Genomic DNA, 14,304 nt, shown 5'->3' on the forward strand with positions numbered 1-14,304 from the left:
CCGCTCTGCATCGGCTAGGCTTCGGGAGGCGCTTCCAAGGAAACACGGAAGCGGAACAGGAAACGGGCTTTACCCCGATCAGAAACACCTCAAACCGCCGATTTGGCGGGGCGCGGAACACCTGATAAAGTAAAGACACAACAAAGCGGAAACGCACAACGCCTTCGGCGGAAAAGCTCACAGCAGCTTGTAAGCGAAGAGCGGTTGTTTCTTGAGAACTCAACAGCGCGTGTTTGATTTTCTTTAAGCCATGTTTGTTTTGGCCCCGTCACACAGAACCACTCGGTTCGTGTGCGGAGGTTCCTTTGATTAGCCGGGGTAACCCGGTTGGTCAGGATTACTTCTAGGTTTACCCGCCCAGACCTTCACGGTCGGGTCGGGTTGAGTGACCTTTATGGAGAGTTTGATCCTGGCTCAGGACGAACGCTGGCGGCGTGCTTAACACATGCAAGTCGAGCGGTAAGGCCCTTCGGGGTACACGAGCGGCGAACGGGTGAGTAACACGTGAGCAACCTGCCCCTGACTCTGGGATAAGCGGTGGAAACGCCGTCTAATACCGGATACGACTCGCCACCTCATGGTGGAGGGTGGAAAGTTTTTCGGTCAGGGATGGGCTCGCGGCCTATCAGCTTGTTGGTGGGGTAACGGCCTACCAAGGCGATTACGGGTAGCCGGCCTGAGAGGGCGACCGGCCACACTGGGACTGAGACACGGCCCAGACTCCTGCGGGAGGCAGCAGTGGGGAATATTGCGCAATGGGCGAAAGCCTGACGCAGCGACGCCGCGTGGGGGATGACGGCCTTCGGGTTGTAAACCTCTTTTACCACCAACGCAGGCTTCCAGTTCTCTGGAGGTTGACGGTAGGTGGGGAATAAGGACCGGCTAACTACGTGCCAGCAGCCGCGGTAATACGTAGGGTCCGAGCGTTGTCCGGAATTATTGGGCGTAAAGAGCTCGTAGGCGGCGTGTCGCGTCTGCTGTGAAAGACCGGGGCTTAACTCCGGTTCTGCAGTGGATACGGGCATGCTAGAGGTAGGTAGGGGAGACTGGAATTCCTGGTGTAGCGGTGAAATGCGCAGATATCAGGAGGAACACCGGTGGCGAAGGCGGGTCTCTGGGCCTTACCTGACGCTGAGGAGCGAAAGCATGGGGAGCGAACAGGATTAGATACCCTGGTAGTCCATGCCGTAAACGTTGGGCGCTAGGTGTGGGGACTTTCCACGGTTTCCGCGCCGTAGCTAACGCATTAAGCGCCCCGCCTGGGGAGTACGGCCGCAAGGCTAAAACTCAAAGGAATTGACGGGGGCCCGCACAAGCGGCGGAGCATGTTGCTTAATTCGACGCAACGCGAAGAACCTTACCAAGGTTTGACATCACCCGTGGACTCGCAGAGATGTGAGGTCATTTAGTTGGCGGGTGACAGGTGGTGCATGGCTGTCGTCAGCTCGTGTCGTGAGATGTTGGGTTAAGTCCCGCAACGAGCGCAACCCTTGTTCCATGTTGCCAGCACGTAATGGTGGGGACTCATGGGAGACTGCCGGGGTCAACTCGGAGGAAGGTGGGGATGACGTCAAGTCATCATGCCCCTTATGTCTTGGGCTGCAAACATGCTACAATGGCCGGTACAATGGGCGTGCGATACCGTAAGGTGGAGCGAATCCCTAAAAGCCGGTCTCAGTTCGGATTGGGGTCTGCAACTCGACCCCATGAAGGTGGAGTCGCTAGTAATCGCGGATCAGCAACGCCGCGGTGAATACGTTCCCGGGCCTTGTACACACCGCCCGTCACGTCATGAAAGTCGGCAACACCCGAAACTTGCGGCCTAACCCCTTGTGGGAGGGAGTGAGTGAAGGTGGGGCTGGCGATTGGGACGAAGTCGTAACAAGGTAGCCGTACCGGAAGGTGCGGCTGGATCACCTCCTTTCTAAGGAGTCTTTACAGGTCGGCATTACTTCTACAGCCGGCCGGACTCGAAAGTGGACCTGGTGCTGCGTGCAGTATCCAGGATGGCTCAAAGACAAATTGAACTTGACCTCGGGCGACTAGAAGCGTCCGGGGGCGCGCTGTTGGGTGTCTGAGGAAGCAACCTCCGGCTGGGGCCTTTTCGGTTCTGGTCGGGTGTTGGTTCCCGCGGACCGCCTCTGAGAACTCTCAGTTGTCGTCAGGACGAGGATCCTGGTGGTGTGAGTGGTGTCGGGGTGTGCGGTTGGTGTTTTGATTTGTGAATAGTGTGCGCGAGCATCTTATTATCTGTAGTGGCCAAGTGATAGTGGCACACGGTGGATGCCTTGGCACCAGGCGCCGATGAAGGACGTGGGAGGCCGCGATAGGCCACGGGGAGCTGTCAACCGAGCTGTGATCCGTGGGTGTCCGAATGGGGAAACCTAGCCCGAGTTGTGTCGGGTTGCCGCCACCTGAATGTATAGGGTGGTTGGTGGTGACGCGGGGAAGTGAAACATCTCAGTACCCGCAGGAAGAGTAAACAACAGTGATTCTCCTAGTAGTGGTGAGCGAACGGGGAAGAGGCTAAACCGCAGGCGTGTGATAGACGGCAGTCGTTGCGTGTGCGGGGTTGTGGGATGCGTCTGTCTGGGTCTGCCGACTCAGAGCGCTGAGTGGTTCTTGTAGCTGAAACCGTTGGGAAGCGGTACCGGAGTGGGTGAGAGTCCCGTAGGTGTAGGAAGAACCTAGGTGTTGGACGTATTCCCGAGTAGCGCGGAGCCCGTGAAAGTCCGTGTGAATCTGGCAGGACCACCTGCTAAGCCAAAATACGTCCTGGTGACCGATAGTGCACTAGTACCGTGAGGGAAAGGTGAAAAGTGCCCCGGTGAGGGGTCGTGAAATAGTACCTGAAACCGTGTGCTGTCAAGCCGTCAGAGCTGAAGCTTGTCTTTGGTGATGGCGTGCCTTTTGAAGAATGAGCCTGCGAGTCATGGTGTGTGGCGAGGTTAACCCGGGTGGGGTAGCCGTAGGGAAACCGAGTCTGAATAGGGCGATTTGAGTCGCATGCTGTGGACCCGAAGCGGAGTGATCTACCCATGTCCAGGGTGAAGCGGGGGTAAGACCTCGTGGAGGCCCGAACCCACCAGGGTTGAAAACCTGGGGGATGAGGTGTGGGTAGGGGTGAAAGGCCAATCAAACTCCGTGATAGCTGGTTCTCCCCGAAATGCATTTAGGTGCAGCGTCGCGTGTTTCTTGCTGGAGGTAGAGCTACTGTTTGGCTGATGGGCCCGACAAGGTTACTGACGTCAGACAAACTCCGAATGCCGGTCAAGTGAAGCGCGGCAGTGAGACTGCGGGGGATAAGCTTCGTAGTCGAGAGGGAAACAGCCCAGATCATCAGCTAAGGCCCCTAAGCGTGTGCTAAGTGGGAAAGGTTGTGGAGTTGCTGAGACAACCAGGAGGTTGGCTTAGAAGCAGCCATCCTTTAAAGAGTGCGTAATAGCTCACTGGTCAAGTGGTTCTGCGCCGATAATGTAGCGGGGCTAAAGCACACCGCCGAAGCTGTGAAGCTCAGGACTAGATTCCTGGGTTGGTAGGGGAGCGTCGTGCGTCCGGTGAAGCTGCCGAGTGATCGTGTGGTGGAGGGCGTGCGAGTGAGAATGCAGGCATGAGTAGCGATAGCAACGTGAGAAACGTTGCCGCCGATTGACTAAGGGTTCCTGGGGCAGGTTAATCCGCCCAGGGTGAGTCTGGACCTAAGGCGAGGCCGACAGGCGTAGTCGATGGATAACGGGTTGATATTCCCGTACCCGTGCACGAGCGTCCAGTACTGAATCAGGTGATGCTAACCACGCTGGTGGTCTTGGGTCCCTTCGGGGAGCTTTGACTTACTGGTCTGGGAACCGAGCTTGTAGTAGGTAAGTGATGGGGTGACGCAGGAGGGTAGCTCTACCCGGCGGTGGTTGTCCGGGGGTAAGCGTGTAGGCCGGTGTGTTGGCAAATCCGCACACCATGAAGGTTGAGACGTGATGCCGAGCCGTTTTTGGTGAAGTGAGTGATCCCATGCTGTCGAGAAAAGCCTCTAGCGAGTTCGTGTGTGGCCAGTACCCTAAACCGACGCAGGTGGTCAGGTAGAGAATACCGAGGCGTTCGGGTGAACCATGGTTAAGGAACTCGGCAAATTGTCCCCGTAACTTTGGGAGAAGGGGAGCCCTGTCTGGTGACGGATCTTGCATCCTGAGCTGGGTGGGGTCGCAGATAGCGGGGGGAAGCGACTGTTTATTAAAAACACAGGTCCGTGCGAAGTCGTAAGACGCTGTATACGGACTGACGCCTGCCCGGTGCTGGAACGTTAAGAGGACTGGTTAGTGGGGGTTCGCCCTTGCGAAGCTGGGAATCTAAGCGCCAGTAAACGGCGGTGGTAACTATAACCATCCTAAGGTAGCGAAATTCCTTGTCGGGTAAGTTCCGACCTGCACGAATGGCGTAACGACTTCCCCACTGTCTCAACCATGGGCCCGGTGAAATTGCACTACGAGTAAAGATGCTCGTTTCGCGCAGCAGGACGGAAAGACCCCGGGACCTTCACTATAGCTTGACATTGGTGTTTGGGATGGTTTGTGTAGGATAGGTGGGAGCCGGTGAAGCTGTCACGCTAGTGGCGGTGGAGGCGTTGGTGAAATACCACTCTGACTGTTTCGGGCATCTAACTTTGGACCGTGATCCGGTTCGGGGACAGTGTCTGGTGGGTAGTTTAACTGGGGCGGTTGCCTCCCAAAGAGTAACGGAGGCGCCCAAAGGTTCCCTCAGCCTGGTTGGTAATCAGGTGTTGAGTGTAAGTGCACAAGGGAGCTTGACTGTGAGACGGACGTGTCGAGCAGGAGCGAAAGCTGGGACTAGTGATCCGGCACCGGCGTGTGGAAGCGGTGTCGCTCAACGGCTAAAAGGTACCCCGGGGATAACAGGCTGATCTTCCCCAAGAGTCCATATCGACGGGATGGTTTGGCACCTCGATGTCGGCTCGTCGCATCCTGGGGCTGGAGTTGGTCCCAAGGGTTGGGCTGTTCGCCCATTAAAGCGGCACGCGAGCTGGGTTTAGAACGTCGTGAGACAGTTCGGTCCCTATCCGCTGTGCGCGTTGGAGACTTGAGAAGGGCTGTCCCTAGTACGAGAGGACCGGGACGGACGAACCTCTGGTGTGCCAGTTGTCCTGCCAAGGGCATGGCTGGTTGGCTACGTTCGGGAGGGATAACCGCTGAAAGCATCTAAGCGGGAAGCTTGCTTTGAGATGAGGTCTCCTGCCTCCTTGAGGGGGTAAGGCTCCCTATAGACGATGGGGTTGATAGGCCGGGTGTGGAAGCCTTGTGAGGGGTGGAGCTGACCGGTACTAATAGGCCGAGGGCTTGTCCGCTGCAGATAATTGGATGTTCGCGCACACTTTTCACGGAGCTTGCTGCTCGCTGTGATTCCCTGCCCCTTTGTGGGGGTGGGTGGAGTCGGGTGGGTGGTGTGTGGTTTCCGTGGTGGTTATTGCTGGAGGGTCACACCCGGTCTCTTTCCGAACCCGGTCGTTAAGTCTCTTTGCGCTGATGGTACTGCCCTGTGGTGGGGTGGGAGAGTAGGTCGCTGCCACGGTTTTTTGTGAGAGGGGGGTCGCCTGTTGGGGCGGCCCCTCTTTTTTTGTGTGGGGGTGGGGTTGCCGGGGAGGCTTCCCCACCCCCTTTTTTTTGTGGGGTTGTTTGTGCGTTTGTGAATGTGGGGGTGGGTGGGGGTGCGGGTCCTTGGGTGGGCCCCCTGTGTTCCAGTGAACCGGGTGCGGGGGTGGGGGTGCCAGGGCCTCTTGCGCGCTGTGGACAACCAGCACCAGTCCCCCCGCTGGGAGACGCACGGGCTGACACTGCGACCCAGGAGGCGGGACACGGCACGTTTCCGCTACCGGGACCACGGGTCAGGGCGAGGAGTGAACTCTCGTCACGGCGCGGACGGCCGCGGGGCGTACTCATCCTCCTCGCCGGACCCGACAACAGGCACGACAGGGAGCGCAACCCGGAGGCGCGAGTCACGGAGGCCCCTTCTCGGCGCACGCTGAACACCGCGGTGACGGCCTCGTCGTGCGCCTGGGGGTGAGAGGGGCGGGGGACCCGCGTCGGGGGACAGCCTCTGGTCAGTCCTCGTCGGCTTCCGGAATGTCGATGAGCTGCCGCAGCAGCGCAAAGAAGTCTTCTTCGCTCATCGCCGACCAGTCCACGTACTCGTTCATGGTCTGCGATTTTCCCCAACCCGGGGCTGATAAGCCTGTGTTCGCCGTATTGGTTCGGGAAGTCTCGGTTAACGAGGCGTTAGCGCAGGTGGTCGGCTTGGCCCTCGAAGGCTCGGGGTTCCCGCCGGATCGCCTGAAGGACCTACCGGATCACACCCACGACCTCAGCCGAAAGAAACCGAAACCTGTATCCGACCGCTGTCCCCGCGGTGCGGACAGGACGTGCAGGACACCGGGGCGCGAGGCGGGAACGGTCAGCCGTCCGACGCCCCGTTCGACACCACGTCGGCCAGGCGTTCGCCCCCGGCTCCGCTCTCCACTCCCGGCGGTGCCTCGGAACACCCCCGACAGTGCCTCAGACGCGCTGCTGGAGCGCTCCCCGGCACTCGGGGCACCGGCAGCGCTTGTTGTACCCGGTGACGGTCCCGTGCGGCAGGGAGGGGTCGCGCTGCTCGGTGAGCGTGAAGTCGAGCTGGTCGCCGAAGGCCGTGAGGATACGGCCGGTCGAGAAGACCTGGGCCGGACTGACGTCGAGTTCGGCCGCGGCCTCGTCGATGTGCTTCCCCATCCGGAGTTTCGCGATGAGACGGGAGCGCGTGCTCGGCGGCATCTCCGCCTCCGCGTTCGCGATCAGCTGCTCGGCGTCGTCAATGGGGTAGCTCATGGGTTTCCTCTATGTGTATGGTTACGCCCGCCGAAGCAGGCACCTCAAGCATCGTACGCGGTTTCTCCACGCTGGCATCAAGGTGAGACATACAGGACAGGGGTAAGCAGGCGGCCCTCCCGTCCTTGGAGTCACTGCTCCCCGGAGTCACCGCGCCTCTGGGACGCCGCGGCTCTCAGGTCGCCGTTCCGCTGAGGACGCCGGGTCCGCCGGAGCGCGGCCCTGGGCCAGGCGGACGGATCCGGGGTGCCAGCGGTCACGGCCTTCCCCGGATTTTCGGCCGTCTTCTGGGAACCCGAATCTCGCGAAGGCTCCAGGAGCCGACGGCTGATGTGATTCCTGGTGCGCTTGCCCGGTGCGCTTGTTATTACTGTTACCCCTGTTGTTCCCGTTGCTCCTGTTTCTCAAGTGTCCAGAGAAACATCCTTACATCCCCTCCTTCAGCCTTCCACGTCCTTCCCGCCACTCGTCTTCGCCCCCGCTCCTGTTCTGCCCACACCTTCGCCACCACTTCCCGTTCCGTTTCCGTTCCCAGCTCCGTGCCCCTGTCAGGTTCCAGGGACCTCGTCCGCCTTCGGCGCCGCTTCAGTCCCCCACCCCATCCTCCTCCAGGGCTTCCCCAGGTCCCGGCCCTCATGACGAAAGACGGGTTTGCCGTTCCACCGCCCGGGTTTTCGCCCTCCGTAATGCATCGAATCGGCAGCTGTTTTCTAGAAACTCATTGCTAGATGCTAGGTGGCGTGTTTCGCTGGTGGTACACCTCCGCCACTCTGCGTCATGGGATCATCGTTATGACCAGCCCCACGGTCCGTCGTCGACGGCTGTCCGCCGAACTCCGCCGCCACCGCGTACGGGCGGGTATGACCCTCAGCGACGTCGCGGACGAGCTGGAGTGGTCCCCGGCCAAGCTCGGACACATCGAGACCGGCATCCGCAAGTGGCCGTCGGTCATGGAGATCTCCGCCCTCCTGCGCCTGTACGGCGTCACCGGCGGCCAGCGGGAGGCCATCCTGACCCTCGTCCGGGAGTCGCGCCTGCGCCCCTGGTGGACCGAGTACGAGGACGTCCTGTCCTCCGCGTACGTGGGCAACGAGGCGGGCGCCGTCTCCGTGCAGTCCTACGCGGGCATACTCGTCCCCGACCTCCTCCAGGTGCCCGACTACACCGCGGCGGTGGCGCGGGCCCTGGGCCACGGCGAGCGCACCGTCGAACGCATGGTGGCCGCCTACCTCAAGCGCCAGGAGGTCCTGGACCACGGCGGCCCCGACCTCGGCTCCTCCGGAAGCCTCGTCCGCTACCACGCCATCGTCGAGGAGGACGCCCTCCAGCGGGTGTCCGGAAACCGAGAGCTGCTGCGCGCGCAGACCAGCCGCATCGTGGAGCTGGCCACCGGGTCCGATCGGGTGACGGTCCAGCTGCTGCCGACCTCGGCGGGCCCGCACCCCGGCGTCGCCGGACCCTTCTCCGTCCTGGAGTTCGACGAGGACGAGGCCGCCCTGGCCTACGTCGAGGCCACCCAGGGCGGCTCCATCGTGGAGGCGGAGGAGTCGGTCGCGGTCTGCAAGAGGGTGTGGTCCGAACTCACGCGGATCGCTGCTTCTCCGCAGGTCAGCCTGGGTATTCTCCGTCGGATGGCGCTGCTGACCTGAGGCCTCGCCCGTGCTCCTCACGTATCGGGCTCAGAAGTTGGTGGAAATCGGTCCACTGTGGCGGGGACCGCTCCCGACGGCTTGCTAGTCTGCTTGGTGACAACCTCATAAAGTTCTCCGCGGAGCCCCCGTCCCGGACGGGAGCCCGCGTTGACGCACCGGATCAACGAAAGGGTCCAGACAGTGAAGAAGATCATCGTCCTGGCGCTGGTGGCCCTCGGGGCTTTCGCCGTCTACCGCAAGATCCAGGCGGACCGCGCCGAGCTCGACCTGTGGACCGAGGCCACGGCGGCCAGCGAGAGCTGACCGACGGGTCTCCTGGCCGCCCTGCGCGGCCGTGGAGCTTCCACAGGGCGAACCGGGGACCGGCGAGAGCCGCCCCGGCCCGCTCGTGAGTGACACGAAGACGTGGGTGGGCCGATGATCCCGAGGTGCGACCCACGGCTTTGTGCTGCTCCCGAGCTGCGAACCGTGGCTCCGTGCGCGGGATCCCGGCCGGGTGAGCGGGACCGCCCTCCGATGAAGGTATGCTCTCCAGAGTGACCAGGGCTCGCGCCCGGGTTCATGGGGCCATAGCTCAGCTGGCAGAGCGCCGGTTTTGCATACCGGAGGTCAGGGGTTCGACTCCCCTTGGCTCCACCCAGGAAAAGCGCGGATCAGGCGTTGTGACGGGGACTCCCTACGGGGGTCCCCGTTTTCTGTTGCGGGTGGCCGGACCCGGCCCGGGCCGTGTGGTGGCGGAGCCCGTCGTCTCGGGCGGGCCCCGCCCCTCCCGGGGGCCGCGGGCGCCCACGCGGCGAGGCGCTCGCGGACCCGGCCGGACCCGCTCCGCGCTCTGGCCGGAGCGTCCTGCGGCCCTCCCGTGCGGGCTGCGCGGCTCTTGGAAGATACGTCACGAAAAAGCGGAATGGGCGTTTCGCGGCAACCCGTAAAGGCCCTTCCGCCGCCGAAGTCCACGGAACTGCTTTTGTTACTATTCGGTAGTTCCGGTTCGTCCGTCAAGGTGGGAAATGGGGGGCGGGCGCGGTCGCACGGTACGTACGACCGAGGGGTCCGTATAGCCCGTTCGGATGACATGGATGACGCAGAGTCCACTTCGCCCGGTCGCGTCCGGGTACCCCGTCCCACTAGTCAGGCACTATGAATCCGCAGGTCATCACCCATGTAATGGAAAACCGGGGTGGTGTCTTCACGTCTTCGCGCATCGGGCTCACCTCTACCATATGCAGTTACTCTGCGTGTGTGTATGATGACACTTCCCCTTAGTGCAATGGTCCTACTGGGCCATATGAGAAATAGGCCTCTTGGGGTCTGTTGGTGAACTGGGACGAACCGTAGTTTCGACACCAGCGACAACGAGGAAGACAGCGCGCCGAAACGATCGACCCCCGAAGACGAGCCTGGCGGCCCCCGCCCGGCCTCGTGACACCGTCCTCGGATCGGTCCGCTTCTCCTCACCCGCCGGCGGTCGCGCCAGCCGGCGGATTCCGATCACCACACATGCTGATCTTGGGAGTGGGGCAACATGTGGAATGAGAAGATGGCGGCCCGTGCCAAATGCCGCGAGATCGACCCGGACGCGCTGTTCGTGCAGGGCGCTGCGCAGAACCGCGCCAAACTGATCTGCCGGGGCTGTCCGGTCCGGACACAATGCCTGGCTGAGGCGTTGGACAGCCGTATCGAGTTCGGTGTCTGGGGAGGCATGACCGAACGCGAGCGCCGCGCCCTGCTGCGTCGGCGCAAGGACGTCACCAACTGGTACGAACTGCTCACCAGCGCCGAGCGCCAGTACGAGCGGGAGCAGGCCGAGCAGGAGCCCCCGACCTCTCCGACCCCGGCCGCGACCCCGGTCGCGGCTCCGGCCCTGGTCTCCTCCCCCGCCCCGGAACCGACGTCGGCTCCGGCCATGGCCGTCGCACCGGTCCCGACCGGGATGCCCTCCGCCGTCGCCGCCCGGTGACGACGGGACTCCCGGGGAGGGGAGCCCCAGCGGTCCGGGGCCCGGGCCCCGGTGGCCCGGCGGCCTGACAGCCGGGAACCCGGCAGACGAAAGTCGATGCGGCCTCCACCGGAAGGGGGAGGAACGGATCAGGGGAGGATCAGGGACGGCCCCGATAGCCGTGGCCGTTCCTATGGCGCATCATGAGGGGAGTACGGCCGATCCGTGCCGTACTCCCGTCGCCGTTGGGAGTGGGAGTGGCTGTGCAGGACCCTCAGTATCCGGCGAGGCGCCCCTGGGAACCGCAGGCCAGGCCGCAGATCCGTCTCACCGACGCCGAACGCGACGCCGCGATCACGGTTCTCCAGGAGGCCTTCGGCCGCGGCCAGCTCGACGAGGAGGAGCTCGACGAGCGCACCGACAGGGCCATGCGGGCCAAGTTCGGGGCCGACCTGGTCCCCCTCACCGAGGACCTGGGCGTCACCCCGGCGGGAACGCCCCAGGCGGCCCCCGGCCGGTTCACCGGCCAGGGCGGCCGTCAGAGGACCGACTCACGTGAGCCCCTGCCGAGCACCCCGGTCGACCGGGTCGTGGCCGCGGTCGGACACGCGGGGAACTACTTCCTCCCCGTCATCGCGCCCCTCCTGCTCCTCCTCGTGAGCGACAGGATCTCGCCCTACGTGCGGCGCCAGGCCATGGAGTCGCTCAACTTCCAGCTCTTCTGCGTCATCGCCGGACTCACGAGCCTGGCCCTGTTCTGGCTCGTCGCGCCCCTGCTGGTGACGCTGGCGGTCGCCCTGGGCTGGGCGATCCTCCCGATCATCGCCAGCATCTCCAGCCTCTTGGGCAACGACTGGCGCTACCCCCTGATCCTGCGCGTCCTCAAGGACTCCTGAGGGCCCGGCCGGAGGCGGGGCGGGGCGCGGCCGGGGAGCCGCCTCCGAACGCCCGGAGCCGCGCACTGCGGACCGCACGGGAGCCCCGGAGCCGGGCGCGGCGGTCCACGCGCGTCCCGCACGCGCGCACGACCCCGACACGACGAAGCCGGGACGGAAGGAATCCGTCCCGGCGGAGGGAGGGTAGCCAGTCCGGGGACGGGGTCTCCCCCGCACGGCACGGCTGTCCGTCTCTCGTCGCTCCCGCGATCAGCCCTGGTGGCCGGGCTTGCCGTTCTCCTTGGCCCGGTTCTCGCCCGCGGCGGTGCGAACGGTCTCCTTGGTCTTGTTCTTCGCGGTCTTGGCCGCCTTGGCGGTCTCCTCCGCGGCCTCCGTGGCCTTTTCCGCCGTCGCCGAGGCCCGCTCCTCCAGGTTCTCCCGCGTCTCGCGGACCTGGTCGCGCGCCTGGTCCAGGTGCTCCTGCCACTCGGCGTCCTGGGCCGCCTGGCGCATGCGGACCAGCGAGTACACGACGATGCCGCCGATCACCGCGGCGCCGCCGATCAGGACTCCCCGGGAAACCCGGCGGTTGCCCCGCCGGAGCAGCATGAGCCCGCGGCGGCCCGGGTTCGGGTCCACGCGGTGGGCGGCCGCGGTGAGCACCTCGGCGACCCGCGGTGCCACGGTGTCCTCCACGCGCAGCGCGGCGTTCTCCAGCCGGGGTGCGGTCCAGCCGCGCGCCTGGAGGAGCTTCAGAGCGGCCTGGTCGCGTGCCTGGTCGGCGTACGGACCAAACCGTTCGGCCTGTTCCCGGGCTTTCTCCCGGGCCATGCCCTGCAGGCGAGCCAAGCTCACCTCAGTCTCTTTCTTGCGTGCCTTGAGTCGCTTGGAAGAGGTAGGCACGTCGTCAGCTCCTTCGGTCGTTCACCGGTTCTGCGGTCTCCACCCGGTGCGGCCGACGCTCGATGCCACACGGATGGTTTCTCCGTCGTCCTTACCCGTTACCCGGGTGTTATCTCAACATACGTCCTCTCCGTGTGTGATCTTCGTTTCGACACCGGCCGAGGGTTTTTCTCCTGTCCGCCTGCCGCGAACGGCGGGCCCGAGAGGAGGGATTATCACTCTCCGGATCCTCTTGGGCACCCAGGGTGAGGGGAGGTCGTCCCGAAGCGGACGGAGTCCCGGACGCGGTGGACGTGGGACCGGCGAGCTGCCCGGGCGCCGCGCGACCGCGGCGGATCCAGGACGAGCCCGGGGGACGGACGGGTAACGTGAGCACGTAAACGAAGTCGACCGAAAGGCACGTAGGTGTCCGACTCCACGGCTCAGCCCACCGCGCGGCTGAACACCTCCAAGGGAACCATCGTCATCAGGCTGTTCGAGAAGGAGGCGCCGGAGACGGTCGCCAACTTCATCGGTCTGGCCGAGGGCTCGAAGCAGTGGGTGGACCCCACCACGGGCAAGCCCTCCAACAGCAGCCTCTACGAGGGCACGATCTTCCACCGCGTCATCGACGGTTTCATGATCCAGGGCGGCGACCCGCTCGGCACCGGCCGCGGCGGCCCCGGCTACAAGTTCAAGGACGAGATCCACCCGAACCTGCGCTTCGACCGCCCGTTCCTGCTGGCCATGGCCAACGCGGGCCCCGGCACCAACGGCTCGCAGTTCTTCGTCACCGTGGACAAGCCGTACTGGCTCGACGGCCGCCACACCATCTTCGGCGAGGTCGTCGAGGGGGACGACGTGGTCACCGCGATCTCCAAGGTCGACACCGACTCCCAGGACCGTCCCACCGAGGACGTGGTGATCAACAGCGTCGAGATCACCCGATAGCGGTGACGGCGCCCCGGCTCCGAGGAGGAACCCGCCCATGACCGCATCCCCACCGCCGTCCGGAGCGGTTCCGGAGCCGGAGCGCCCGGCCCCGCGCACCTGCTACCGCCACCCCGACAGGGAGACGGGGGTCAGCTGCAGCAGGTGCGAGCGGCCGATCTGCCCGGACTGCATGGTCGAGGCGTCCGTGGGCTTCCAGTGCCCCGGGTGCGTCTCGGAGGGGAACCGCGGGGTGCGTCGGGCCAGGACCACCTTCGGGGGCAGGGCCGTCGCCAAGCCGTACGTCACCTGGACGATCCTCGGCATGATGGTGGCCGGGTTCCTCGCCCAGCTGGGTACGTCCGCCCCGATCGGGCAGGCGGGAGCCTCGCCGCTGGTCTGGGAGTTCGCCATGCTCGGAATCGGCCGGGTCGAGGACGGAACCCTGCTCGGGGTGCTCCCGGGCGAGTGGTACCGGCTCCTCACGGCCGCGTTCCTGCACGGCAGCATCTTCCACCTGCTGTTCAACGGGTACGCCATGTACCTGCTGGGAACGCAGCTGGAGCGCTGGCTGGGACACGTCCGCTTCCTGACCCTGTGGGTGCTCGGCGCGCTCGCGGGGTCGGTGCTCAGCCTCCTGGCGGAGCCCAACCAGTTCTCGGTCGGCGCCTCCGGAGCGATCTTCGCCCTGTTCGGTGCGGTGCTCGTCATCGGCAGGCGGCTGCGCCTGGACCTGCGCATGATCGGCGTCCTGCTGGTGGTCAACCTCGTGCTGACCTTCGTGGTCCCCAACATCTCGTGGACCGCGCACATCGGCGGGCTGGTCGCCGGGCTCGTGCTCGGCGCCGTGTTCGCCTACCTGCCCGGCAGGTCCGCCGGGAACCGTGCCCGTACGGTCACGCACGTCCTGCTGGCGGCGGCGTTCGCCGCCCTGCTCGTGGCCCTGGTGGTCACGGCGCCGCTGATCATCCTCCGCTGACGGCGGAGGGGCCGGGGCCCGGAGGAGCCCTCCTCCGGGCCCCGGCGTCCGCGGGCGCCCCCGCGCCGCCGAGGGGCCGCGCGACGACTCCTCCCCGGCCCCCGGCGCAACCCCTGCGCGGCCTCCGGCCCCCTGTGCGCGGGCATGCCGAAGGGAGCTACCCACAGCCTGTGGATAACTCTGT

The 14,304-nt window shown here is 64.5% G+C and carries 7 protein-coding genes, 1 tRNA gene, 3 rRNA genes and 1 pseudogene; 10 read left to right on the top strand and 2 right to left on the bottom strand.

Annotation, left to right across the window (positions count from 1 at the left end; genetic code table 11):
* Window positions 1–391 precede the first annotated feature (391 nt).
* From EV372_RS11030 to rrf, 3 genes are all read left to right on the top strand, one after another.
* Window positions 392–1,924: ribosomal RNA gene (locus tag EV372_RS11030) — 16S ribosomal RNA — on the top strand.
* Window positions 1,925–2,256: 332 nt separating this feature from the next.
* Window positions 2,257–5,354 (top strand): 23S ribosomal RNA (locus EV372_RS11035).
* Window positions 5,355–5,461: 107 nt separating this feature from the next.
* Window positions 5,462–5,577: ribosomal RNA gene (gene rrf / locus EV372_RS11040) — 5S ribosomal RNA — on the top strand.
* The 16S, 23S and 5S rRNA genes sit together here, the layout of an rRNA operon.
* Window positions 5,578–6,557: 980 nt before the next feature.
* Here rrf and EV372_RS11045 read toward each other — a convergent pair.
* On the bottom strand, window positions 6,558–6,866 hold the full coding sequence (locus tag EV372_RS11045; RefSeq protein ID WP_047869472.1) for a hypothetical protein: 309 nt from the start codon (window positions 6,864–6,866) through the stop codon (window positions 6,558–6,560).
* Between the two features lie 791 nt (window positions 6,867–7,657).
* Here EV372_RS11045 and EV372_RS11050 point away from each other — a divergent pair.
* From EV372_RS11050 to EV372_RS11065, 5 genes and pseudogenes are all read left to right on the top strand, one after another.
* Complete coding sequence (locus EV372_RS11050; RefSeq protein WP_130395935.1) at window positions 7,658–8,515, top strand: helix-turn-helix domain-containing protein; 858 nt, start codon at window positions 7,658–7,660, stop codon at window positions 8,513–8,515.
* Between the two features lie 183 nt (window positions 8,516–8,698).
* Window positions 8,699–8,821, top strand: coding sequence for a DLW-39 family protein (locus EV372_RS29400; RefSeq protein ID WP_014912962.1), 123 nt, complete (start codon window positions 8,699–8,701; stop codon window positions 8,819–8,821).
* A 260-nt stretch (window positions 8,822–9,081) separates the two neighbouring features.
* Window positions 9,082–9,154, top strand: a tRNA-Ala gene (locus EV372_RS11055).
* 886 nt (window positions 9,155–10,040) lie between these two features.
* Window positions 10,041–10,358, top strand: a pseudogene (locus EV372_RS11060) (WhiB family transcriptional regulator); the annotation flags it as partial.
* Window positions 10,359–10,717: 359 nt separating this feature from the next.
* Window positions 10,718–11,350, top strand: coding sequence for a DUF1707 and DUF4870 domain-containing protein (locus EV372_RS11065; RefSeq protein ID WP_130395937.1), 633 nt, complete (start codon window positions 10,718–10,720; stop codon window positions 11,348–11,350).
* A 249-nt stretch (window positions 11,351–11,599) separates the two neighbouring features.
* Here EV372_RS11065 and EV372_RS11070 read toward each other — a convergent pair whose 3' ends face one another.
* The gene (locus EV372_RS11070) at window positions 11,600–12,232 is read right to left on the bottom strand and encodes a hypothetical protein (RefSeq protein WP_130395938.1); all 633 of its coding nucleotides are present in this window, start codon (window positions 12,230–12,232) and stop codon (window positions 11,600–11,602) included.
* 405 nt (window positions 12,233–12,637) lie between these two features.
* Here EV372_RS11070 and EV372_RS11075 point away from each other — a divergent pair, with 405 nt between their 5' ends.
* Window positions 12,638–13,162 carry a peptidylprolyl isomerase gene (locus tag EV372_RS11075; RefSeq protein ID WP_130395939.1) on the top strand — a complete coding sequence of 175 codons (525 nt, stop codon included), beginning with the start codon at window positions 12,638–12,640 and terminating at the stop codon, window positions 13,160–13,162.
* A 37-nt stretch (window positions 13,163–13,199) separates the two neighbouring features.
* Window positions 13,200–14,120, top strand: a complete 921-nt coding sequence (locus EV372_RS11080) for a rhomboid family intramembrane serine protease (protein WP_486483967.1) — start codon at window positions 13,200–13,202, stop codon at window positions 14,118–14,120.
* The last annotated feature ends 184 nt before the right edge of the window (window positions 14,121–14,304 follow it).

The organism is Nocardiopsis sp. CNZ308 (assembly GCF_004217075.1).